The sequence below is a fragment of the Neisseria sp. Ec49-e6-T10 genome (genome assembly GCF_051132615.1).
Taxonomy (GTDB): Bacteria; Pseudomonadota; Gammaproteobacteria; order Burkholderiales; family Neisseriaceae.
Genome location: NZ_CP152375.1, coordinates 2,173,066 through 2,198,894 on the forward strand (window position 1 = coordinate 2,173,066; position 25,829 = coordinate 2,198,894).

Annotated in this window: 19 protein-coding genes and 1 riboswitch; of the genes, 5 read left to right on the forward strand and 14 right to left on the reverse strand. The window is 36.6% G+C overall.

The window, feature by feature from the left end; all coding sequences use genetic code 11:
• Positions 1-220 precede the first annotated feature (220 nt).
• From AADH04_RS10975 to AADH04_RS11020, 10 genes are all read right to left on the reverse strand, one after another.
• Positions 221-646, reverse strand: a complete 426-nt coding sequence (locus AADH04_RS10975) for a bactofilin family protein (protein ID WP_434777318.1) — start codon at positions 644-646, stop codon at positions 221-223.
• Positions 616-1,449, reverse strand: coding sequence for a M23 family metallopeptidase (locus tag AADH04_RS10980; RefSeq protein ID WP_434777319.1), 834 nt, complete (start codon positions 1,447-1,449; stop codon positions 616-618). Before AADH04_RS10980 ends, AADH04_RS10975 begins: the two co-directional genes overlap by 31 nt.
• A gap of 280 nt (positions 1,450-1,729) precedes the next feature.
• The gene (locus AADH04_RS10985) at positions 1,730-2,248 is read right to left on the reverse strand and encodes an RDD family protein (protein ID WP_434777320.1); all 519 of its coding nucleotides are present in this window, start codon (positions 2,246-2,248) and stop codon (positions 1,730-1,732) included.
• Positions 2,245-3,183, reverse strand: a complete 939-nt coding sequence (miaA, locus tag AADH04_RS10990; protein WP_434777321.1) for a tRNA (adenosine(37)-N6)-dimethylallyltransferase MiaA — start codon at positions 3,181-3,183, stop codon at positions 2,245-2,247. Before miaA ends, AADH04_RS10985 begins: the two co-directional genes overlap by 4 nt.
• A gap of 5 nt (positions 3,184-3,188) precedes the next feature.
• Complete coding sequence (mutL, locus tag AADH04_RS10995) at positions 3,189-5,096, reverse strand: DNA mismatch repair endonuclease MutL (RefSeq protein WP_434777322.1); 1,908 nt, start codon at positions 5,094-5,096, stop codon at positions 3,189-3,191.
• 8 nt (positions 5,097-5,104) lie between these two features.
• Positions 5,105-5,746 (reverse strand): DedA family protein, encoded by a 642-nt coding sequence (locus AADH04_RS11000; RefSeq protein ID WP_434777323.1) that lies wholly within the window; start codon positions 5,744-5,746, stop codon positions 5,105-5,107.
• A 48-nt stretch (positions 5,747-5,794) separates the two neighbouring features.
• Positions 5,795-6,730 (reverse strand): protein translocase subunit SecF, encoded by a 936-nt coding sequence (gene secF / locus AADH04_RS11005; RefSeq protein WP_434777324.1) that lies wholly within the window; start codon positions 6,728-6,730, stop codon positions 5,795-5,797.
• A gap of 5 nt (positions 6,731-6,735) precedes the next feature.
• Positions 6,736-8,610, reverse strand: coding sequence for a protein translocase subunit SecD (secD, locus tag AADH04_RS11010; RefSeq protein ID WP_434777325.1), 1,875 nt, complete (start codon positions 8,608-8,610; stop codon positions 6,736-6,738).
• A 53-nt stretch (positions 8,611-8,663) separates the two neighbouring features.
• A complete protein-coding gene (gene yajC, locus AADH04_RS11015; protein ID WP_434777326.1) occupies positions 8,664-8,996 on the reverse strand; it encodes a preprotein translocase subunit YajC in 333 nt (110 codons plus the stop codon).
• Between the two features lie 142 nt (positions 8,997-9,138).
• Complete coding sequence (locus tag AADH04_RS11020; RefSeq protein ID WP_434777327.1) at positions 9,139-9,906, reverse strand: class II glutamine amidotransferase; 768 nt, start codon at positions 9,904-9,906, stop codon at positions 9,139-9,141.
• 34 nt (positions 9,907-9,940) lie between these two features.
• On the opposite strand from AADH04_RS11020, the gene AADH04_RS11025 reads away from it, so the two are divergent.
• The gene (locus AADH04_RS11025) at positions 9,941-10,510 is read left to right on the forward strand and encodes an MFS transporter (protein ID WP_434777328.1); all 570 of its coding nucleotides are present in this window, start codon (positions 9,941-9,943) and stop codon (positions 10,508-10,510) included.
• A 212-nt stretch (positions 10,511-10,722) separates the two neighbouring features.
• On the opposite strand, the gene AADH04_RS11030 is transcribed toward AADH04_RS11025, so the two are convergent.
• Positions 10,723-12,264 (reverse strand): APC family permease, encoded by a 1,542-nt coding sequence (locus tag AADH04_RS11030; protein WP_434777329.1) that lies wholly within the window; start codon positions 12,262-12,264, stop codon positions 10,723-10,725.
• Between the two features lie 186 nt (positions 12,265-12,450).
• Positions 12,451-12,689: riboswitch (cobalamin riboswitch) on the reverse strand.
• Positions 12,690-12,931: 242 nt separating this feature from the next.
• Positions 12,932-13,918: a DUF3829 domain-containing protein gene (locus AADH04_RS11035; protein ID WP_434777330.1), complete on the reverse strand. Its 987-nt coding sequence runs from the start codon at positions 13,916-13,918 to the stop codon at positions 12,932-12,934.
• Between the two features lie 415 nt (positions 13,919-14,333).
• Here AADH04_RS11035 and pabB point away from each other — a divergent pair, with 415 nt between their 5' ends.
• Positions 14,334-16,061: an aminodeoxychorismate synthase component I gene (gene pabB / locus AADH04_RS11040; RefSeq protein WP_434777331.1), complete on the forward strand. Its 1,728-nt coding sequence runs from the start codon at positions 14,334-14,336 to the stop codon at positions 16,059-16,061.
• A 355-nt stretch (positions 16,062-16,416) separates the two neighbouring features.
• Here pabB and AADH04_RS11045 read toward each other — a convergent pair whose 3' ends face one another.
• Positions 16,417-16,791 carry a hypothetical protein gene (locus tag AADH04_RS11045; RefSeq protein WP_434777332.1) on the reverse strand — a complete coding sequence of 125 codons (375 nt, stop codon included), beginning with the start codon at positions 16,789-16,791 and terminating at the stop codon, positions 16,417-16,419.
• 446 nt (positions 16,792-17,237) lie between these two features.
• Here AADH04_RS11045 and hslO point away from each other — a divergent pair, with 446 nt between their 5' ends.
• On the forward strand, positions 17,238-18,161 hold the full coding sequence (hslO, locus tag AADH04_RS11050; RefSeq protein WP_434779837.1) for an Hsp33 family molecular chaperone HslO: 924 nt from the start codon (positions 17,238-17,240) through the stop codon (positions 18,159-18,161).
• Positions 18,162-18,278: 117 nt separating this feature from the next.
• Positions 18,279-18,824 carry a hypothetical protein gene (locus AADH04_RS11055; protein WP_434777333.1) on the forward strand — a complete coding sequence of 182 codons (546 nt, stop codon included), beginning with the start codon at positions 18,279-18,281 and terminating at the stop codon, positions 18,822-18,824.
• 117 nt (positions 18,825-18,941) lie between these two features.
• Here the strand turns inward: AADH04_RS11055 and AADH04_RS11060 are convergent, their stop codons facing one another.
• A complete protein-coding gene (locus AADH04_RS11060) occupies positions 18,942-20,399 on the reverse strand; it encodes a catalase (protein WP_434777334.1) in 1,458 nt (485 codons plus the stop codon).
• Positions 20,400-21,046: 647 nt separating this feature from the next.
• Here AADH04_RS11060 and AADH04_RS11065 point away from each other — a divergent pair.
• Positions 21,047-25,801, forward strand: coding sequence for an autotransporter outer membrane beta-barrel domain-containing protein (locus AADH04_RS11065; protein WP_434777335.1), 4,755 nt, complete (start codon positions 21,047-21,049; stop codon positions 25,799-25,801).
• Positions 25,802-25,829: the final 28 nt, after the last annotated feature.

Sequence of the window (25,829 nt, forward strand, 5' to 3'; positions counted from 1 at the left end):
ATCAAGAAAATAATGACGCCTATTGATAAGGTATCTTTACTTTGAGTTGTTTCCCTTATTGTTTTTTTGAATGTATACACAACATGGGTATCATATAAGAATTATGCATTGAAAGCAAACAAAAGCCAGAATATGGCCTTTGTTTAGGGTATTTATAATATATTGATTTTTTCAATCATTGTGCCTGAATGAGATTGTCTGAATTCAGGTCATTTATTGATTATTTTTGTGTGCTACTCAAATTCTGTTCAGATAGGTTTGGCTGAGGTTTGGTTAGGGTGTTATTGGTGGTTGAGTGGCTTTTTTCTTTCTTTTCACCAACATATTGGCCACCTTCCATAATCACCAGATATTCGGAATGAATAGTGGCGTTGACATGACCTTTTTCCCCGATTAAAACCTTTTCTGCATAAATTTGTCCTTCTAATTTACCGTATACATATATTTCTTCTGCATGAACGTCACCAGTTACTGTACCATTTTCACTGATGATGATTCTGGTTTTGGATGTGGCTTTGCCTTCAAAGATACCATCAATTTGAATAGTGTTATGGCTGTCTAATGTGCCCTGACATTCGGTATTGGCTGAAATAGTGGTCATCTGTTTATCATTACCTAAATTATTTTGTTTATGAAAAATGCCCATTTGATTCCCTTTTCGTTTTTAAATGCGTAGTCAAATTGCTGTTCGTTCCAGTAAATAAAGTTTGCTGCATCCAGTGGTTGGCCTAAATAGCGTACTTCATAATGTAGGTGGGCACCACTGCTGATACCTGTATTGCCACTTTTAGCAATTAATGAATCTTTGGTAATCAATTGGCCTTCTTTAACCAAAATTTCATCTAAATGAGCATAAATAGTTTGAAAACCATAGGCGTGTTCAATTTTAATGACTTTCCCATAGCCATTTTGAGTATTGGCAAAAACCACAATACCATCTGCTGTTGTTTGTACGGGTGTGCCTATTTGCGCTCTGATGTCTGTTCCATTATGGGCTTTATTGCCTCCATTAACAGGGTGAATGCGCATCCCAAAATCACTGGTGATTTGGGCTTCTTGACCAACAATAGGAGAGCCATTGGGTAAGAGTCTTAAAAAAGCAGTTTTTTTGGTTGATGCTGTTTGATTAATATTGTCTAGGTCAAAGCGAACCTGAGCTCGAGCTTGTTCGTCTTCTACTTGTTGTTTGAATAATGCTAATTCTATGTTTTCTTGCTTGAGTGCCTCCATTTTTCGATACTCTTTACCCAATAACAATGAGGTAACTGTACTGAGTGCGCAGTAAGTAAAAATCAGTAAACAAAAAATCACAAACCATTTTTTTAATTTACGGTTGGTTACAAAGCTTCTACTGCCATGAAAATCGCTGATTGTGATGGTAATACGATTGGCTTGCATTAATCGCGTTCTACTTTTTTTAGACAATCGAAAAGAAAATTTATTATTCATGAAAAACATCTGTTATGGATAAGATAAATGGAAGAATTTATTTTGATGCGCACAATATATTATTTTGAGTAAAAAATGATTCATTTTATGTCTTATTATTGTTATGTATACAGATAAAAACAAAAGAATATTAAATTCTATTTGAAAACTGATTTGAATAAATTTTAATGACAATAAAATTTTTTACTGCCAATACCGTCAATATAACTTAAGTAAAGGGTATTGGCTACGTAAATTTTTAATGACATTTAGTAAATAATTGTTGTTAAAAGAGATATGCTTATGATTTTTTTTCTTTTTTATGTAACACCGTACGAGAGCCTGAAAGTTTATCATATAAAAATTGTTTATCTACATCGAAAAAGGCATAGCCCCACGGCAATATCCACCATAATAATGAACCATAAAATGCTATTTTAGGTGGATAGTAAAAGCGCATAGCATAATAGGAAAATGCTGGAATAATGGCTAAAAATAATACAGCCCAAAAGAAACGTGCCCACGCTTGAGTAGAAGAAATTAATTGTCCATTAAGGTTTTCAATCCTAATACTCCATACTTTCATGGGTAATGTTTGTCCTACTTTTAACCATGTTATTCTAAAGTAGCAAGCCCATGCGGTCAGTAAAATAATCAACGCAATCATTCGTACCACAATATTATCTGAACCCATCGTCAGGGAAAATGGAATAGTGACAAGTAGGGCAATTAAGGAAATAGCACATACCAGTAATGATTCATATAATAAAGAGAAAAAACGACGGGTCAATGAAGCCGTTGGGTGTTTGATGTTATTCATAAGGACAAATTAATATGTTGCTCAAGTGTGTTTAAGGCGATTTGTAGCCCTTCTGGGCTATATGGATCAACAATATATTGACTCTTTAATTGGCGAAGCCATGTCAGTTGGCGTTTGGCCAATTGTCGGGTGGCAATTATACCTTGTTCGACCATTTGTGCATAATCTATATGCTGATCCAAATAGAGCCATGCTTGACGGTAACCAACACATCTCATCGATGGCATATGTTCTGTTAGGGTTGGATATTTTTCTCTTAAATGAGTGACTTCTGTAAGAAACCCCTGAGCCAACATTTGTTCAAAACGTAAGGCTATTTTTTTATGTAATTGGGCGCGGTTTTCAGGTATTAAAGCCAAAGTGGTTATGGGTAAAGGCGTATGGTTTTTTTGTGCTTGGGCAAAGTGTTCACTCATTGGTTTATTGGTAAGGAGAAAAACTTCTAAAGCACGTTCAATACGTTGGCTGTCATTTTCTTTTAAACGAGCCGCTGTGATGGGGTCTACCTCTTTTAACTGTTGGTATAAAGATGATAAACCAAATTGTGCTTTTTGTTGTTGTAGTTGAGCCCTAATGTGTTCATCCGCTTGTGGCAAGTCGTTTAACCCTTCCGTTAGCGCTTTAAAATACATCATTGTGCCACCCACAATAACAGGAATTTTATTTTTTGAGTGAATTTGTGCAATCAATTTTTTTGCATCATGAACAAAATCGGCTGCACTATAGTTTTGCAGTGGGGTAATGATGTCGATGAGGTGATGAGGTACTTGTGACTGCTCTAAACGGCTGGGCTTGGCTGTGCCAATATCCATATCCTGATAAATTAGGGCAGAGTCTAAACTGATCACCTCAATTGGATGTGTTTTGGCTAAATCTAGAGCCAGTTGGGTTTTCCCAGAAGCAGTAGGGCCAATGATCGCAATAATGGGTAACATGCCGATTATTGACCTCGCATAAATAGTTGGTCAAGTTCTGTTAGGGTTAATTTAAGCCACGTTGGTCGACCATGATTGCATTGGTTGCTTCTTTCAGTTTGTTCCATATCCCTTAATAATTGGTTCATTTCGGCAATGGTCAGTTGTCTTCCTGCACGAACAGAACCATGGCAAGCAATAGTTGCCAGTAAAGCATGACTGTGTTGGGTGACACTAAAGCTTGTGCCATGCTGGGCAATGTCTTTTAAAATATCTTGTACTAACTTAATGGGATCTGTATTTTTAAGTAGCTGAGGCACACTGTTGATGATGATTTCGTTCATATCATTGCTTTGCGTATCGAAACCTAAAGTATGTAGATCAGATTGTGCTTCATTTAGTGTGGCCAGTTCAAGATGGCTGGCTTTAAAGGTGATTGGCAGCAATAAGGCTTGTGCTGCCAGTTGTCCATCAGCAAATTGTGTTTTGAGTCGCTCATAGGTAATGCGTTCGTGTGCTGCATGCATATCAACCAAAATAAGACCATCTTCCACTTGCGCCAGTATATACACACCTAATAATTGTGCTAAAGCAAAACCTAATGGTGGGTAAGACGTTGACTCATCCTGAGTAGGTGAACCAGCATTTGTGTTAATGAGTGACTTTTGTGTGTATTGTGGTTCTTCAGCAGTTGGTTCTGACTGTTTAGGATGTTGATAAAGCGTTTGATAAGTTGCCAATGCCTCTTTTGTTTGTTGTAAATTTAATGGGCGTTGGGTTGTGCCAGTTGATCTAAACGGAGCAGGGGAGACCTTACCTGAGCTTGATTGAGTGGGTTTGTTAGAAAACGGTATATCAAGGTGGTTTGGTGTCAAAAATGTTGCTTCTGTTTGATTTTGTTCTGTTGCTAAGTGATTTTGTGTGATAGATGGCATCACACTGGCTTTTGTTTGCGCCAAGGCTTTTTGTACTGCATGAAAAACCAGCTGATGCACAGCTTGGCTGTCACGAAAACGAATCTCGGTTTTTGTTGGGTGCACATTAACATCAATATTTTCAGGTGGCATCTCTAAAAATAAAACAAAAGCGGGGGTCAATTGATTGTGCAATACATCTTGATAAGCCTGTTTTAATGCATGTTGTAAAACGCGGTCTTTTACGAAGCGTTGATTAACGTAAAAAAATTGTTTATCTGTTTTCCCTTTTGCAAAGGTTGGGTTACAAATATAGCCACTAATGCTTAATTGAGAGTGTGGTTCTGCTTGGATCTCAATTGCTGCTTTTTGAAAATCTTGCCCTAAAATAGCACCTGCACGTTCTAATTGGCTTTGTTTCGGTAACTTGAGTGTGTTTTTGTTATTGTGTTTGACTTCAAATGCAATATGCGGGTGTGCCAAAGCAATGCGTTCTATCGCGGTCATACAATGCGCATATTCGGTTGAGTCTGATTTTAGAAATTTGCGTCTGGCAGGGGTATTAAAATAAATATCAACCACTTCAATACTGGTGCCTTGTGTGTGAGCTGCAGCACTAACAGGATGTAAGACACCATCAATAGCGATAATTTGGCTGGCGTGTTTTGCGTCAGTTTGTTTACTGGTTAAGGTTAAACGGCTTACTGCTGCAATGCTGGCTAATCCTTCACCTCTAAAACCCATACTGCGTACATGTTCTAAATCCTGTAAATTTTTAATTTTGCTGGTTGCGTGTCGATGTAATGCTAAAGGTAAATCTTCGGCATGAATACCTTGCCCATTATCTGTGACTCTAATTAGCTTGATGCCGCCTTGAACCAGTTCAATTTGAATATGGTCTGCGCCAGCATCAATACTGTTTTCGATGATTTCTTTGATTGCATTTGCTGGACGTTCAACCACTTCACCTGCTGCAATTTGGTTAATTAAGTGGTCGGGTAACGGAGCAATACGATTCATTATTTGGTTTAACCTTTTTGTCGGCGATATTTGATCAATTCAAAAACAGCCGGTAGGATTGAGACAACAATAATAGCCAGAATAATAAGTGTCAGGTTGGATTTTACAAAAGGTAAATTGCCAAAGAAATAGCCTGCATAGCTAAATGAAAACACCCATAAAATGGCACCAATGACATTATATAGGAAAAATTTTCCGTATGTCATTTTACCGACACCCGCAACAAAAGGGGCAAAAGTACGAATAATTGGCATAAAGCGCGCAAATATAATGGCTTTGCCCCCATATTTTTCATAAAAAGCATGTGTTTTATCTAAATGACTTTGTTTGAAAAAACGTGAATTGGGTTTAAACAGTTTTAGACCAACAAATCGGCCAATTGCGTAATTGACTGTGTCGCCTAAAATGGCTGCTGTTGTCAGTAACAGTACCATGATATGGATATCCATACTTGTGCCTAGTGCAGCAATACTGCCCGCAGCAAAAAGCAAAGAGTCACCGGGTAAAAATGGGGTGACAACAAGCCCTGTTTCGCAAAAAATCACCAAGAATAATATGGCATAAATCCACGAACCATACTGTGAGCTTAAGGTATCTAGGTGTTGATCAATATGGAGAAAAAAATCAACGATAGAGGTTAAAAATTCCATGGTTTCTCATGATTTTTAGGCTATCTGTTATTCAGATAGCCTAAAGTGTTAAACAACTGCTTCTTCTTTTTTCTTAACAGGTTTGGACAGATTTTCTCGAGTTAAACCAAATAAAAGTAAAAGAGGACTGGCAACCAATACAGAAGAATATACGCCAAACACAATACCAATCGTTAACGCTATGGCAAACCCGTGTAAGGTTGCACCACCAAAAATCAACATAGACACAACCACCATTTCAGTGGAAGCATGAGTAATCATGGTACGGCTCATGGTAGAGGTAATCGCATTATCAATAACTTCTGGTACAGATCTATTGCGCATGGTGCCTTTTCTGAAGTTTTCACGGATACGGTCAAACACCACAACAGATTCATTGACGGAGTAGCCCAGTACCGCCAGAATACCTGCTAATACAGTGAGTGAAAATTCCCATTGGAAGAGGGCAAAGCACCCTAAAATAATCACCACGTCGTGCATATTGGCAATAATGGCAGAAACTGCAAAACGCCATTCAAATCGAACGGATAAATAAATAATAATACCAATACAAACCATGGCAATAGCCAGTAAGCCATGGGTAACCAACTCATTACCTACTTGAGGTCCAATAAACTCTATTTGTCGTAAAGTCACATCTGGGTTGTCTTGTTTCAAGAGATTCATGATTTCATCAGAAACTTGGGCAGATGTTTTGCCTTCTTTATTAGGTAAACGAATCATGACATCTTGAGATGTCCCTAAATTTTGTACCGATACTTCGCCGAGTTTAAGTGTTTCAACACGTTCACGGATTTGGTGCAAGTTGGCGCTTTGGCTATAACGCAACTCCATGACCGTACCGCCTGTGAATTCAACCGAAAAATTTAACCCTTTAGTGATCAGGAAAAAAACTGCAAGAATAAATGTCGCTAAAGAAATAAATGTGGTGAGCTTGCCATAGCTCATAAACGGAATATCACGTTTGATTCTAAAAAATTCCATGTTGTTTATTCCTTTGTAACAGAAGTGGATGTGATTTGGTTATCTGGACGCCAAATCTGACCAATAGAAATGCTTTGCAGATGACGACGACGACCATACCAAAGGTTCACAAATGCACGTGATACGACAACAGAAGAGAACATGGAGGTTAAAATACCCAAACAATGGACGATTGCAAAACCACGTACTGGACCAGAACCAAAAATCAGCAAGGCCAGACCTGCAATGAATGAAGTCACATTGGAGTCTACGATGGTTGCCCAAGCATGTTGGTAACCAAGGCTGATTGCTTGTTGAGGTGTATCTCCAGCGCGAAGCTCTTCCCTTATTCGCTCATTAATCAAGACGTTTGAATCAATAGATACGCCTAGTGTTAAAGCAATAGCAGCAATACCAGGTAGCGTCAGTGTCGCTTGCATCATCGATAAAATAGCAATGAGAAGTAATAGGTTACATGTCATCGCAAGGGCAGAAAATACACCAAATAAGCGATAATAAAGAACCATGAATGCGCCAACGGCAACGAAGCCCCATAAGACTGAATGAAAACCTTTGCTGATTTGTTCTTGTCCTAGGCTTGGGCCAATTGTTCGCTCTTCAATGATTTTCATCGGCGCAGCTAAAGAGCCTGAGCGCAACAATAAGGCTATATCATTGGCTTCTTCAATGTTCATGCTACCAGAAATAAAGGTGCTGCCATTATCGATGATGGCTTTAATGGTTGGGGCTGTAATGATTTCCATTTTGCCTTGTTCAACCAGAACCATTGCCATGCGTTGACCTTGGTATTCGCGGGTTAAATCAGCAAATATTTTGGTGCCTACTGAGTCAAAGCGTACTGAAACACCCGGTTGATTATTTTGACCATCAAAGCTTGCTGCTGCATCATTAATATTATCTCCAGTCAGCTCAACTTGTTTATTCAGTAAAATAGGATACTCTTGACCAGAAGAATCTTTTTCTGAGAGTACAATATAGCCATCAGGCACATTACCGGCGATAGCTTGATTCAATAAACTAGGGTCAGAGGCAACCATATGAACTTCTAAGGTTGCAGTACGACCAATAATGTCTTTTACTTGTCCTGGGTTTTGTACGCCAGGTAGTTGTAAAACAATACGATTGGCGCCAGATTGTTGAATAATGGGTTCGGCAACCCCTAAACCATTCACCCGATTGTTTAAAGTGGCAATATTTTGCGTAACCGCATTAGATTGAACTTGCTGAACAATACTGTCCTCAATTGTAGCTTCAATTGAACCATCACCGCGTGGTATTAGGGTTAGCGCTGGCAAGTTTTTCTTTAAAGCTTTCATCACATCATTTTGTGTTTGAGGGTCAGCTAAAGAAATCACCAAAGTGTTTTGATTGCGCTCTATTTTATCTGCAGTAATGTTGATGTCTTTAAGTGCACGGCGAATATCACCTGAATAACGTTCTATGAGTTTGTCGTTGGCTGCTTTCATGTCTACTTCCATTAAGAAGTGGACACCTCCACGTAAATCCAAACCAAGGAACATTGGCTTGGCTTTGATTTTATTCATCCAAACCGGGGAGTCAGACATTAGACTTAAGGCAATAATATAATTATCACCTAAGGTTTTTTCGATGACATCTTTTGCTTTAAGTTGGCTGTCTGTGTTTTTAAAGCGAACTTTTAAACTGCCACTGTCTAAAAAAATGCCTTCATTATTGATTTTTGCTTGAGATAAAGCGTCAGATACTTTTGTTAATGTATCTTCGTTAATTTTTATGGCTTGGCGATTCGTGGATACTTGGACGGCAGGGGTTTCACCAAAAAAATTAGGTGCCGTGTAAATTGCTGCAATAATCAATACAGCAACAATCAGTATATACTTCCAGAGGGGATAGCGATTCATTGTATACTCTTTTTGAACACAAAAGCACGCTTAAAAAGCGTGCTATGGTTAAGTTATAGGTCTTTTAGTGAGCCTTTTTCAAGTTTGGTTGAAATAATGCCAGGGCGTCGTTCCATTTTAATTTCAGTGTCTTTGCCAATTTCAACGGTCAGAAATTTTTCACCAACTTTAGTGATTCTGCCAGCAATACCATTAGCCAATACAACTTCGTCGCCCTTTTCAAGTTCATTTAACATTTTTACTGCCGCTTTTTGTTGTTTTTTAGCAGGAGCAAGCAATAAGAAATAAGCAACAACCATAATGAGCACCAAAGGACCATATTGCATCCATGCTGGAGCAGTCTCTTGTGCTACGGCGGCTGTGTCGGCAAAAGCGAAATCAATCATATTTTTTTCCTGAAAAATTGGGTAAATAAACCATTTATTTTAACTTCATCTGTTTAAAACGCCAAACAATTTATGTATTTGGCGCTCATTGAGCCTCTATATGGGGGGTATTTGCTCAAAATAAAGTGGATAAACCATTATTTTAAAGATGAATGGGTTGACCATTTTGAAACAATAATAAAGTATTTTTTGCAAAAGGTGTCCATGTTTCGTTAAGGGTTAAGGGCAATGTCGCGATGACAGCAACCTGATCATTTGGTGTGGTTTCTTTATTAAAATCAATACTCATATCTTCATCAATTAAGTGTGCTTCACCAAATGGAGCTTTGCGAACAATATAATGTAGATTGGTGCTGCAATGTGCCATCATCCAATCGCCATTGGATAAAATAAAATTGAATGTGCCATAGGCGCGAATTTTTTCTGAAAGCATTTTTACTTCTTGAAAAATGGCTTGATTATTTGGGCGGGTTGGGTATTTTTGTCGTAACTGCTCCAGTATAAAGCAAAATGCTTGTTCTGAATCTGTTTCACCCACCGGGTTAAAATACTCTGCATGACTGAAATGAAAGTTTTCTAAGTTACCATTATGAGCAAATACCCAATACTGCCCCCAAAGTTCACGTTCAAATGGATGGGTGTTGGCCAGATTAACTTGTCCCTGGGTTGCTTTACGAATATGGGCAATAACATTGGTTGATTTTATTTGATATTGTCTAACCAAATCTGCCACAGGGGAATGAGCACTAGGTTTATCATCTCGAAACAGGCGTACTCCTTTGCCTTCAAAAAATGCGATACCAAAACCATCAGCATGTTCATCTGTTAATCCGCCACGGCGACGAAACCCTTCAAAAGAAAAGACAATATCTGTAGGTGTGTTACAATTCATGCTTAAAAGCTGGCACATATTTTTTCCCGCACATTCTTTATTTATAAATTCTATGACAACAATTACTATTGTACACAAAGATCAGCAAATTGCCATTGCTTCGGACACCCAGACAACATTTGGGGATGATCAACGCTTATTGGCTTATGATGATGCTTTTCCCAGTAAAATCTTTCGACACGGTGACAGTTTTCTTGCCGTTTCAGGCAGTGCCGCACATGACTTGGTGCTCAAAGAAGCATTAAAGAATGTTAAAAATGCCGATCTAATGGGGAGAGAGCGTATTTTTGCTACTTTTTGTAAATTACACCCTAAATTAAAAGAACGCTTTTTTTTACGTCCTGAAGAGGAAGAGGATGATCCATACGAATCCAGCCAAATGGTGTTGTTAATTGCCAATACAAGCGGCATTTTTGCCGTGTATCCTATGCGCGAAGTGTATCAATTTAAACGCTTTTGGGCCATTGGTAGTGGACGGAAATTTGCAATGGGGGCTATGTATGCTTTATATGAACAAGGTTTTGATGCAGCTCAGATTGCGCAAAAAGGGGTAGAAGCAGGTGCTGCTTTTGATGTCAATAGCAGTTTGCCTTTGGAATTTTTTTGTATCAAGCAAAGTTAATAACCTGATTAGTAATTAGTTATTATTCAATATCATAGGATTTTTTATTTTAAAGGGTAATGCGTAATTTTATAGTTGTTTTTATGAGCATGAATATCCTGACAGCTTAAGTAAATGTCAGGATATTCATGCTCAGTATTATGGTTTGAAAAATAACCTATTATTTGTATAGATTATTTTTGTTTTGTCCATAAAAACTGTATATAAAGGCCTTATTTCATAAATGTAAAGGTTAAAGTAAGCTCCTTCATTTTTTGATAAAAAGTCATTTTATGCGATGGGAACTGGCTATTTGGGATGGCGTATAATGCCAATGTTGTCATCATGACAGGTAAGGGCAAAAAGAGATTATGTTGAAAGGCGGTACTTTTGTTAACGATAAACTGAAAAGTGTCTTTTCTTTTTAAATACGTTCTGATACTTACACCTATTCCTATGATTATTGCTGAAATAAACATATAAAATAACCATGAGCTATTAGTGTGAACAAAAGAAACCACTACATAAATTTGTCCTACTATGCCAACAAAAGGTGCAATATAAGTTTTGAATACCCCTAATTTGTGTCGTTTGGCTAGAAGATATCCACCAACCATAAGTGCAATTGCCTCAAAGGAAACAATCATAATAGGTATATCTTCAAAACTAATACCTGAAAACATATACTCTTTTGTGGCTAATGCTTCAACAGAGGCATTAGTTTTGGCTATTGCTTGAATGGTATAACAGGTAAACCAGATTAGTGAAATTACTAGTGTCAATAAAGCAGCAGTACCATTAGTTTTAAACTTACTTTCTTTGCGAAAAAATGAAGAAAAAGGAATGTCCTTTTGTTGTGCTAAGGCATGAGGGTAGCGGAAACCGCCAATTACTTTGCCATTAAGTGTCCCTAAAACTGATATTAATACACAGAATAATAGTATTTTTTCTCCATAATTACCAAGTAATCTGTTTGCAATTAATGCTACATGCGCATCTCCATAACTGATAATTTCATTGGCTGGCATCAACATGGTGATGCCTATAAAATACATGACATAAGCAATGGTAATGATTAGAGCATTAATTGCCAGAATTTTGCCCATATCTCTTTGGGGATTTTCCATATCTTTAGATAGTGTCGCCACTACAATCCAGCCTCCAAAACTAAAAGACATAGATAATAAAGGAGATGTAAATTCATTGAATTGAAAATCTTTCAAATCTTTCATAATCAATGCGTGATCAAAATTGATTAATCCAGCTGCTGCAATAATAATAATAGGTAAAAATTTAATAATTGTTGATGTAGAAGAAAACAGTGCTGATAATCGGGTGCTGATATAGTTATAAAAAAAAGTGATGAAAATAAAAAGAAGGGCAACACTATTGATAATCAGTGGTGAAATGCTGCGCGTATCATATCCGATAAACTGAAAGAAAAAAATTGATGCAACAATACTTAATAAGGATATAAGTATTGGCATATAAATAATTGCTTCAAACCAGCCAACCAAAAAAGCATATTTTTCCCCAAAAATATCTTTAATATAACCCACAGAACCTCCAGGACTATTAGTATGTTGAGCAACAACTGACACACTGATTCCCGCAAAAGTTAAACTGATACCAAAAATAATCCAGCCTATAATCGCTGTAGTAACATTACCGTTGGTTAATCGTAGAATATCATCACTCTTAAAGAATATTCCTGAGCCGATAACTGTGCCAATAGCAGTTAGTAAACCTGGCCAAAAAGTGATTTTTTTAATCATGATCCACTCCTTTTTAAAAGACAATTGGCATGATTCACTATAAGGGATAGCGATTTTTTTAACATGTGTAGACCTCCTAAATAATTCATTTGCATTAATTATTTAATCGGGAAAAAGGAACTTTAGTGCTTAAATTTTTGCACCAGAAACGAGAAAAAAACAATTACGTTCCACCGCCTTCCGCAGTTTCCGTCATACTTAAAGGCCGGTATCTGGGCTTATAAATGCTGAACTTATTCATCAAAAAACCACCTTCCCACATAAATTTTATGCAGTGGTTGCTTTTAGGACATAATTTGTCAAGCAAGGTCTTTTGTTAACATTTATTTACCATTGCGGGGGCAGCACAGGATTCATCACCTGTTTCCCGTTTAACTCAAAATATAAAAACATAAACTTTGAGCACCTTTATAAAATTATTGTAAATGAATTAAATATACATGTATATACATTTAATTAGCATTATTGAATTAATGTCAACATAAGTTATATTTGTTGTTTCTTATTCATTATGATTGAGCATGGTGCATGACAGAATTGATTAATGTAGGAAAATGGTATTTGTAAATATTATTTTTTAACTTTTTGATAAATATAAATTTTTAATTAGTTGTCTAAATAAAATAGGCACTTTATACAAAGTGCCTATTTTTGGTTGAAGCAATGATTATCGAATACGGTTGTATGAACTTATTGCATCATTGTATTTTCGGACTAGATCATTGGCTTTTTTAGGGTTTTTTCTTGCTTCTCTATAAATACCAGTAAAAGAAGTTAAATCTCTATGTACAGAGCCATAACCACTGTCTACTCTACTGTCTTGTTCTGCTTTACGAGCATTATATTCTTTATCTAGCGCATCCAAATTTTCATCTAACTGAGCCAATATTTTGTTGGCTTCATCAATTTTGGTTTGGTTTTTAAAGTCATCTGTTTTCTCAAATAGGCTCAGCATTTTTTCCGCGCTACCAAGTGATTCTTCGGTATAGAGCTCTAGTAAACGACCTTCTTTTTTATAAAGAGCAATACGCTTTGCTTGTTCTTGTTTCATAGAAACATCTAATAGTTGATCAAATGCTTTGTAAGCCGCTTCAATTTTTGGTAAGCCTTCTTGATAGCTGACTAAAAGCTCTTTTCCTTTAGCACCATTATCGTCTTCAAATTTTTTGGCTTCATTGTATTTTTCTAATTCTTGCCATTTAGGTAAATAAGTATTAATTGTTTCTAAAAGGGTTTTTGCCGCAGTATCTAATTCACCTAAATTAACAGTGTTTTCTTGTAAGGTTTTTTCCAGTGCTTTGCTACCTCGGTCAAATACGCCACTTCTTTTAATTTTAGTGAAGTCGCCTTTTGACACTTTAACTTTGTCTTCTTCTGCCCAACGAATACTGGCCTCTGTGATGCCTAGTTTCCAAAAATCCATCAATGTATTATTGGTTTTGATGTAGTCATTCACTTTTTTTGAAACAGCCTCGTCTGTTGCTGATACTTCTTGTACAGAATCTTCTTTTGTTTGAGTGTTTTCTACTGCATTCCCATTTGCTGTGGTGCTGGCTGATTGTTTATCATTGCCCTCTGAGTTTTTTTTATCATCACAAGCACTTAGGCTTAATACTAAACTTGCTAATAAAACGGAAATCACTTTTTTGTTCATGGTTTTAATATTCTCTTAAAAGATTTAATAAAAATAAAAGTATAACAACAGGTGTATTGTTTGAAAATGGAAATTTATGAATTTGATTGATTTTTTTGTATGAAAAGGTAATTTTTTTGATTAATGTTTTATTATTACTCATGATTTTATGTTGTAAAAAAGGAGTGTTTTTGTTTGAGTAAATATAATGACATATGTATAAATGTGTTTTTTGGGCAATAAGATCAATCATTTTTCTAAGCTTGATATTTAAATTTATTATAAAAATTTGTTTGGGTTTTTCTTTGCTTAATAATACTGAGTTATAAAAAAAATTGATTTGAATCTAGACAGATGAGGTTAATGGGGTAAGGTTGGTGATGTTCAATTAAATTAGCCTATAATAGGTTATTCTTAGATATGTAGGTGTTTGTCTGTGATTGAACTTAATTTTGATTTTTTAGCACAATCGGTACGATTTGAACAACCAACCAAAATTATCCAAACTGATGATATCCAGCAAGTTTTGACTTGTTTAAAAGAGGTGGAAGAGTGGGTAGAAAAAGGTTATTTTGCTGCTGGTTTTCTATCTTATGAGGCAGCAAAAGCCTTTGATGAACGTTATTGCTGTGCTTCTTCCACTAATATGCCTTTATTATGGTTTGGCTTGTTTGATCGGGCTTTATCTCAACCAGAAGAAGTTAATTTACCTAAAGATTATATTCAATCATTGAAGTTTCATTGGCAAGCGAAAACGACAAAAGCTCAGTATGAGCAGGCGATTGAGCGTATTCATCATGAAATAGAGCAGGGAAACACTTATCAGGTAAATTATACAGTTCGTTTAAAAACAAATTATCAAGAACTTGATGAGCAATTTTTATATCAACATTTAAAAAAAATACAACAAGCACGTTATGCTGCTTATTTAAATATAGGTCGTTACAGAATAATTAGTGCTTCTCCTGAGCTGTTTTTTCATTTAAAAGATAATGTATTGACCACGAAGCCAATGAAAGGTACTGCCGCCAGAGGAAAAACATACACAGAAGACATCAAGAATAAAAACGAATTATACAATAGTACCAAGAACCGAGCTGAGAACATTATGATTGTTGACTTACTTAGAAATGATGTCAGTCATATTGCTCAGGTTGGTACAGTAAAAGTGCCTTATTTGTTTGATGTTGAGCCATATCCTAATGTGTGGCAAATGACGTCAACTGTTACCGCAACATTGAAGGCGCATACAGGGATTGTTGATGTCTTTAAAGCATTATTTCCTTGTGGCTCAATTACAGGTGCGCCTAAGGTGAGTACCATGAATATTATTAATCAGCTTGAAAATGAGCCTCGTGACATTTATTGTGGTGCAATTGGTTATATCACTCCTCAAAAAGAAGCCTGTTTTAATGTGCCTATTCGTACAGTGATGATTGATTCTGAACAAAAAGAGGCCACTTATGGGGTAGGGGGTGGGATCACTTGGGATTCAACATCTGCTGCTGAATATCAGGAGTTATTGGATAAAGCAGACATTATTTTGAAAGAAATGATTTTTCCTGAACATTTGTTAGAAAGTATTTTATTGGATAGTGGAGATTATTTTTTAAAAGAATTACATTTACAGCGCTTGTATGAGTCAAGCTTATATTTCGGTTTTGTATTTTCTTTGCAAGAAATTAATCAACAATTGGAGCAAATTGCCAAGCAGTATCCTAAAGGGCATTATAAAGTCAGATTGTTATTGTCTCAAATTGGGCATGTACAGTTAGATGTCCAACACATTATGGAAAATACCCAGCAGTTAACGGCGACGTGGGCAGATCAGCCAGTGAATCAGCATAATGTGTTTTTATATCATAAGACTACAGAACGCAGTCATTACCCAGAAGTCACTTTAAACGAAGAGCGTCTTCTTTTTAATGAAAAGAATGAAGTAACAGAGTTCGTTAATGGTAATGTGGCTATTTTATTAAATGAACAATGGCTCACGCCTCCGGTTGAAAGTGGTCTATTGGCTGGTGTGATGCGTGCGCATTTATTAGCAGAAGGTAAGCTGCTTGAACGAACCATTAAACGAGATGAAGTGAAACAAGCAAAACAAATAGTATTTTTTAATAGTGTTAGAGGTTGGCGAGAAGTCAATATGATTGCCTCCTAAACTTTAAGGATAAGCAGAAATAGTAAAAGCAAATGATATCGATATGCGAGGGTATTGACTATTCGAGTGAAGATTTTGATGGCGAATATGTTTAAATTGATATTCAACAACCAGATAATAAATAAGAATAAAATCCATGGGGAGAGAATATAGGAGCATTTAGATTGAGCAAGAAATCCTAATATCCTTGTTTTATTAGACCGTTATCAATATAAAGCAAAACATTGTCAATGAGGTTATAAGACAGTCGATAAAAGCAGATTATTCCATCTATTTTTATCTGCTTTTGATTGTTAAATTGGCATCAGTTTTTATGCTATTGACTAAATATATGCATAAACATGAGTTAATGATTTCAGTTTGGCTTCGTTCGTTCAATCAGTTCTGGTAAATCAAAACTACTGCATCTGTCTTGTAAAAAAGGATTTTCTATCGTATTTATCTTATTTACCTTAATAATAGTGAGGCAATAATCTTCTTGTTTGACTAAATGATTAAAATAAATTGCGGGTATCACCATAATCACTAAAGTAACTATTGCGGGTAACGAATACCATAATGTTGCCAGTGCAATTTTATTTTTATCTGCTAAAGTTGCCTCTAAAATCCAACGTTTTTGTGCTATTTTTTTATAAACGCAATACAGTAAATATATAAAAACTAAAAAACAAAATGGTAACCAACCGTAAATGGCTAATTTAAATCCTAGTTCTATCTGTGCGTGAGTCATATTTTATCCGTTGCCTATTTTTAGAGCTATCAGCTATGAACAGTGATTATTGTAATGCTATATATTGTTATAAGTATATATATTAGTGTCGTTTTAGGTGCATTATTTGATTGGCTGATTGTATTAATGCTTAACTGTTGTTTGCATATTGAATATATTAAAAGTACTAATATAATATACAGTTTATTGTTAGGTGTCTTGTCCAAAACTGTTTATTTTAAAGTCGATTAAGAAGATGTTTATGTCAATAAAATATATTGAGATTCGTAATGCCCATTACTGATAATCTTAAAAATATTAATACGGTTATTCCTATTTTTCGTGAAAAACTCGTTGGGGGGATGTCGGGTTCAGGTAAGTCATTCCTGGCTTTTGACAGGTACTGGAAAAATAGCGGTTTGCCCATATATATAGTCAATACATAATGAAGGGTTAAAGAATAGATGATGAATAATCAATTATCTTCTCGCTTACGTTTTTTGTTTGATGATGTGCCTGTGCGTGGGGTACACGTTAAGCTTGATCATGTTTGGCAAGAAATTAAAAATCAAAAAAATTACCCAAATGTAATAGAACAGGTTTTGGGTGAGTTGCTTGCTGCTGGTGTGTTGCTATCCAGTAATTTAAAGTTTGATGGTAGCCTTATTCTTCAAGTACAAGGACAAGGCGCATTAAAATTATTAGTTGTTGAAGTCAATACTCATTTAACTTGTCGAGCAACGGCACGTTGGCAAGATGATTTAATATCATCACTCCCAGATACAGCCTCATTGCAGGATCTGGTTGGTTCAGCAGGACAGTTTGTCATGACTTTACAACCTACTCAAGGTGAAGCATGGCAAGGTATTGTGGCTATTTCTGGGCAAAGTATCGCACAAATGTTGATGAACTATATGACCCAGTCAGAGCAGCTTTCTACACATATCAAACTGGCTTGTGATGAGCAATCCGCAACTGGTTTATTATTACAAAAATTACCTGAACCTCAGTACAGTGAGGAAAATGAAGAAAAATGGCAAACCTTGTCTTTACTTAGCCAAACATTAACTACACAAGAATTATTGATTTTAGATGCACAAACTATTTTGCATCGATTGTTTCATGAACATCAAGTCAGGGTTTTTGAGGCAGAACAGTTTGAGTTTGCCTGTACTTGCTCACATGAGAAAGTCAGTGACATGCTGAAGTTACTAGGTGGTCAGGAAGTTGGACTAACCATTTTAGAACAAGGTAGTATTGAAGTGGCTTGTGATTTTTGTCAAAAGCAATATGTATTTGATGAAGAGGATGCATCAGATATTTTTGGTATGAACGTTGTTCAAGCTGTGCAAGAAGCACACGAGAAAGGTCAGGAGAATATTACTCATTAAAGTAAGTAATATTTTGCTGTATACTATATAAATAAAATCCAAATGCCCTACATATTGTATGTAGGGCATTTGGATTTTATTAAGAAATTATATATTGGAATAATCTAGGAAGTAAAAATGGAAAATAAATTTAAAAAAGTGATTCTTTTGTTTGGTTTGTCTTTTTTGTGTATGACAGTGTTTGCAGAAGTAAACGTACCTTCACAAATTAAGTTTGGTGGCGAGGTATATAAACAGATTTATCAGGCTGGAAATGGGACGACTTCTGATAAAGTGACAGAATACCTGATAAAAGGTGAAACATTAGAGAAATTCGAAAAAATGTTTTCTATATTCGAATATCCAAATGTTAAGGATAGAAAAAAATTTGTTGGATTGCTGGTTAATAATCCCAGTGTGCCTTATAAAATTATACCAAGAGAAGTTTTTGAAAACAAAGCTGACACTGAAACAATAGTGAGCTTGATTATTAATGCGGGCAATATTTCAGAATACAATATCTACAGAGTATTAATGAGAAATAACCATGTTGTAACGTATCAGTTCTCCTATAGAGTATATGAAGGCCACGAAACAGCAGCATATAAAAAGTGGCAGGAAACGATAGATAAGAACGAATCATTATGGATAACGGCAATAGCCAAGATGAAAGATATAAAATAATATATAATTGTATGAAAATATAAATGATAAATATATAATATTTATCATTTAAAATAAGCAAATAGGGTAATAAAAAGCCACAGTAAACTTACTGTGGCTTTTTCCTTATCCAGTATATTATTGGATTTCAGAAGGATTAATGTTTAATACTTTAGCAATACCTTCTCCATATGCTTTGTCTGCTTTTATAAAGTAGCCAAGTTGGCGAAGCACAACATCTTTAGTGACAGTTTGCATACCACTGGCAATATTATTGATCAATAAAGATTTTTGTTCATCATTCATTAAGCGGAATAAATCCCCAGCTTGATTAAAATAGTCTTCATCCAAGCGATGATTATAACGATCTGCATTACCCGATATTGTTAATGGTGGTTCTGCATAGGCAGCATCTTGTTTTGGGGCGTTACTGTAACTATTTGGCTCATAATTTGGTGCCGAACCATTATTGCCATCAAAACGCATAGCACCATCACGTTGATAGTTATGGTAAGGACATTTAGGTGCATTAATAGGTAATTGATGATGGTTTGTCCCTACACGATAACGTTGTGCATCTGCATAAGCAAAAACGCGGCCTTGTAGCATTCTGTCTGGTGATAAACCTAAACCAGGAACCAGGTTACTTGGCGCAAAAGCAGCCTGTTCTACTTCAGCAAAGTAATTTTCTGGATTACGATTTAATTCCATAATCCCCACTTCAATTAATGGGTATTGTTTTTGTGACCAAACTTTTGTCACGTCAAATGGGTTTTGCGGGTGTTTTTGTGCTTGCTCTTCTGTCATGACTTGAATGCATACACGCCATTTTGGGAAATCTCCCTTTTCAATTGCGTTAAATAGGTCTTGTTGTGCATGGTCAGGATTTTCACCTGCTAAGCGTTCTGCTTCTGTTGGATGAAGATTTTTAATGCCCTGCATGGTTTTAAAGTGCCATTTAACCCAATGACGAATACCGTCGCTATTGATCATGCTATAAGTATGGCTACCAAACCCATGCATAAAGCGATAGCCATCGGGAATACCACGATCAGAAAATAAAATGGTGATTTGATGTAATGCTTCTGGTGAGTGAGACCAAAAATCCCATACCATTTGAGGATCTTTTAGGTTCGTATGGGGATTACGTTTTTGAGTATGAATAAAATCAGGAAATTTTAGTGCATCACGAATAAAAAATACAGGTGTATTGTTACCAACTAAATCCCAATTTCCTTCTTCGGTATAAAATTTTACAGCGAAACCACGAGGGTCACGTGCTGTGTCAGCCGAACCACGCTCACCGCCTACAGTAGAGAAACGGGTAAAAAGAGGTGTTTGTTTGCCAATTTCGCTGAATAGTTTGGCTTTTGTGTACTGCGTAATATCTTGAGTCACGGTGAATGTGCCGTGTGCGCCAGAACCTTTAGCGTGTACACGACGCTCTGGGATGTTTTCACGGTTAAAATGAGCCAGTTTTTCGACCAGATGGAAATCATCTAGTAGAACAGGGCCTCTTTCCCCTGCAGTGCGAGAATTCTGGTTATCTGCAATAGGTGCACCGCCAGCTGTGGTTAATGTTGTTTTGTCGGACATGGTTTGTCTCCCTGTGTTGTTGACGAGAATTTAAAATATGAGACGATTATGCAATAAAAATCTAATTTTAAAAAGTTAATTATTTTTCGAATATCAATAAAAAAAATTAATTATAATTTAAATGGTGTATTCTTTTTATGTAATTATTTTTTCTTATTTATGATTTTTATAAAATATTTTTTATTTTTAGATAAAAAGATAGTTCTTTTTTTAAGACGAGAACCATTTTAATTAAATTGTATATGGTAAGCAAATCTATATTTTTTGCTTTTTAATTGTTAGATTTTTTAAATTGAGAATGTGTGGTGATGTTTTGTTATATGAACATAAATAGTTTTATTTCTTTTGAATTGTTTGCATTTTTATTTCATTATTTTTGTCCTATGCTTCAAGTAAATTCAAGCAGACTCAAATTTTTAATAACGATATTAAAATAGTTTTAAAAAAAATTAGTGTTGTATAGTTTATGTTTTTTAATAACTAAATTAATTTTTATCTTAAAAAAGATAATATTTTAAATTTGGTTAAACTATAATAACGGTCATTAAGAAAATAAAAGTATTGTTTTTGATTTATTTTATCGATTTATTTTTAAATAAAATTGATTTGTGAAATTAATTAATTTTATTTGTTTGGAAAGATTTTTAATGAATAAAGTATATAGAGTCGTTTTTAGCCAGTTAACTGGTGGTTGGGTGGTAACATCTGAATTAGCGAAGGGGAGAAAAAAATCTTCTCGAACAATGGAAAAAATAACAGCATTAGCAGCTACAGCAGGGTTGATGTTAGGTTCAACAGTAGTGTTAGCAGAGTGTGTGGCCACAGGTACTGATAAACTAAATTGTTCAGGAACAGATAATTTTGCAGTTGGGAGTCAGAGTTTTCCTGTTAATGGGACATCCACTGTTGTCACTGCAAATAATTGGAATTTAAATGGTGGGCACTTATATGTTAATGCGCAATCTGGATCAGTAGAATTTAATGGAGATAATGTTACAGTCAATGGAACAAGCACAGTTAATGGATTGATTCATCTTGCCACTGTTGATGCTAATGATACCTCAATTTCTATCCGTAACAGTGTCATTAAAACTGTTACTAATCCTATTAAAGAATCTTCGGGATTGGTAACGCATGCAACTGGTTCAGGGAATGCAAAGATTGAAGTAACAGGGAATGTTCGTATTGAGGTCGACGGCAACGGTTTACATGCGTTGGCGACAAAAGGTAAAAATGCCCTAATCACGATGACTGGTGGCAATAATTTAATAAAAGTAACAGGCAGTAGAAGTGGCATTGATGCCACAGCGAATAATGGGCAAGCTTCAGTTGTTTTATCAGGAAAAAATACCATAGAAACAACGGGTGATGGTAGTAATGCAATAGCTTCTATTGGTAAAGAAGCTTCAGTGAATGTTGACTTGGATACGACTTTAATCACTTCTGGTTCAAAAGCAAATGGTATTTATGCAAAAGGCAATGGTCAAAATACAGTTATTGTGAGTGATGCGACTATTACAACGCAAGGAGAGGATTCAGCAGGAATTAGGGGCGATCAAAATCAAGCAGCTACTACAGGTGATATCATTATCACAACTGGGGCTAATAGCAAAATTGAAACCAATGGTAGACAAGCTGAAGGTATCCATGCCTATTTAGGTAGTGAAAGTGAAGGTGGTATTGCCAGTAGTGGCAATATTATTGTAACAGCAGAGGGTAATATTAAAACCAATGGTGACTCTTTAGCCGAAGGTATTTATGGTGCAATTACCCACTCAGGTGCAACAGGTAATGTAGACATCACTTTTAAAGGCAATACTATTGAAACAACTGGAACAGCGGGTGCTAGTGGTAATCGGGGTATTCTTGCTCGTCAATTAGGTTCTGGTGATATAACCGTTAATCATCTAGGTCAATTGATCACCACCGCGGGTGCTAAAGCTTATGGTATAGAAATCAGTACAGGTCTTACTGGTACAGATGGCGCAATATCAGCTTCTGCCGGTAAAGTTGTCGTTGGTGTGACAGGTAACATTAAAACCCAAGGTGATGAAGCACATGGCGTTTGGGTTAATACAAAAAACCAAGTTGATTCTGTTATTGGTCAATTTGCAGGTGAGATAACCACTTTAGGTAATAAGGCACATGGGATCAGTGTTGAAACTTCTAGTAAGGTATCATTAACCAATACTGGTCTTATTACAACAAATGGAAGCGCTTCACATGCCATTAATGTTGTGAGTGATGGCGATAAAAATATTAATATAGGAAATAGTGGTGCTATTTCTGTTAATGGTGCAAATTCCACTGGTATATATGCAGTGATGAATACCAATACAAGCTCTTCTGGTAAAATTACCATTAATAATACAGGTGATATCATCACTGATACGGGTGATACACCTATTAGCACATATGGGCATGGTATTTATGCCATAATTGATAATGTGGGTGCAGATAGTGGTGGTATTGATATTACTCATACTGGTGGAACTATTGATACAACTGGTTATAATGCTACCGCGATTCAGGCATATACAACAGCAAAAACGGGTGATATTAATATAAAAGTAACAAATGCGATCATCAATGCAAAGTCAGGTAAAAGTGATGGAATCAATGTCCGTAGTGGTTCTGGGGCAACTGATGTGAATCAAGTGTCTGATTTAGATATTAACATCACCACAAATGGTGGTGAAATTAATGTACTAGATGGCGTGGCAGGTAGTGGTGAAACCAGCAATGGTATTATGGCTTATCAGTATGCTGCAGCAAAAGGTGACATCAATATTATTAATAATGGCACTAAAATCAAAACTGGTCTAGGTGTTGACGGGTTAGGCGTGAGTGCTGCTGCAATGGATATCCGCCAAGTTGGCACCACAGCTACAGGTAATATTAATATCTTCAATCATGGTGAACTGTCTACTGCAGGTGCAGGTGTGACAACCAGTGCAATTTATGCACTTAATAATGGTAGCGGCGAGATTAATGTGCTCAATACAAATCAAATGGATACTGTTGGTCAAAATGCAAATGGTATTTATGCTCAAAGTGCTGGAACGGGCAATATTAACATCATCAATACAGGGGATCTTTTTACACAAGGTACCAATGCTGCAGGTATTCAGATTAGACATATGGGTACGGGTGATATATCTATTCAAAGCTCAGGTGATATTACAACTAAAAATTCAAGAGGGATGCTTGCAGGAGCCGATATAGGTAATGTCTTAATAGGGGCCACTGGAAATATCACCACAGCTCAAGCTGTTGCAACAATCACAACAAATAACCATGGTATTGAGGCTTATAGTGGTGCAGGTAAAGTTAATGTTAATTATAACGATGGTGTGATTAAAGTTGTTGGCAAAGACAATACAGCTACAGGTGGTGGCAGAAACATTGGCATTGCCGTTTGGGATAAAGATCTTGCTACTTTAGGTACAGAAGGCGTGATCAATTTGGGTTCTACTGCTACTGTTGATGCATCTGAAGGCACTGCTGGGTTATTGATCAGAAACAATGGTAAAGGCGAGATTAATATTGCACAAGGTGCACAAGTTCATGGTGGCTCATTAGCAGGGGTGTTATTTACAAGTAATGGTTCAGCAGCGACACATACATTAAATAACGATGGTATTGTTGATTCCATAAATGATCAAGTTATTTTAATGACCAATGCTGTTTCAGGCAATAAATTAATCATCAATAACTATGGTACATTAACGGGTTATGTAACCTCAGGAGCAGAAGACACCGTCTTTAGTAACTACTCATCAAACAGCTTCAATATTCGCAACTTTGCTGATACAGATGGCGACTTAATCAGAGACACCAAAGCCGTAGCGATTTCAAACTTTGGCGGTGGCAATGACGTATTTAAAAATGAACTCACAGGTACTGTACGATTAGCTGCGGTGACAGGCGAGAGTACAGTAAACACCACAAACGAATATATAACCTCAGGCGCTTTAAGCATCAATAATGCAGGGATCGTTCAAGGGCAGTTACTCAACCTAAACACCTTTGAGAACAGAGGCACAATAGATTTAACCGAGAACAAACAGGCAGGGGATATCTTAGTGATTGGTGGTGGTGCCACAGCAGGCACTTACGGTGGTGGTCTGTTTGTTTCAGATGGCGGTACCTTAAAACTGGATACCGTACTCAATGAAGGCGATGTAAACAGTCTAAGTGACATACTTGTTATTGACGACAGTATAGCAGGGGCAGGTGGTGCGACAGCATTAGAGATTAACGTTATAAGTGATGCAGGGCAAAAGACCCAAGGTGAAGGGATTAAAGTCATAGAAACCTTAGGCACAAGCAGTGCCAATAGCTTTAAACTGGCTAAGCCAATGGTATCAGGCCTATACGAATACGTATTAGGCCAAGGCAGTGCTGATCAAAACTGGTATCTTAGCAATATGTTTGATAAGAATAATCCATTGTTTAACCCAGCTACAGGAGCGTACCTAGCGAACCAGACAGCAGCATCAGCCTTATTTATGCATACCTTATATGACAGACAAGGGCATGCGAACAATATAGCAGGAGGCAGTGAGAAGAAATCCTCTGTATGGGTAAGAGCCGCAACCAGCAATACCAAGAACGACAGCGTTAATGGCAATATGAAGGTAGACACCGACAGCAACCTGATCCATTTGGGTGGCGACATAGGCAAATGGCAGGTGCAAGAAGGGAATCTACATTTAGGTTTAATGGGTGCTTATGGTCAAACCGAATCAGATGTTAGATCGAAGAAGACAGGGACGACAGCCAAAGGCAAAGTAACGGGTTATAGTGTTGGCTTATATAGCACATGGTTTGCAGATGAAGCGCAGGGTAAGGGCTTATATGTAGACAGCTGGGCACAATATGGTTGGTACAAAAACAAAGTCAGTGGCCAAGGTCAAACAACAGAGAAAGAAGAGAAGTACGATTCGAACAACTGGGCGGTATCATTGGAAGCAGGCTATGGCATGCATTTGGCGACACGAGGTAACACAGAAATCATGTTGACACCGCAAGTTCAAGTGACCTACAACAACTATAGTGCAGATGATCACCAAGACAGAAACAAGCTAAAAGTCAGTGGCTCAAAAGCAGATGATGTGATTACCCGAGTAGGAGCGAGACTTTATGGTAGAGCAATAGAAGGTTACAGTGCGAAACCATTTATCGAAGCGAACTGGTTACATCATACAGCGAAGAACGAGCTAAGCTTTAATGGAGAAGTGCTAAAAGATGGCGTACCGAAAGACAGAGCGGAAGCGAAGTTAGGATTACAGGGCACAATCTCGAAGAACTGGAAGGTATGGGGTCAGGTAGGTGCACAATGGGGAGGCGATAACTATACCCGTTATGAAGGTCAAGCTGGCTTGAATTATCAGTGGTAATGTTTAAGTAGTTGTTTTAGGCGAAGAA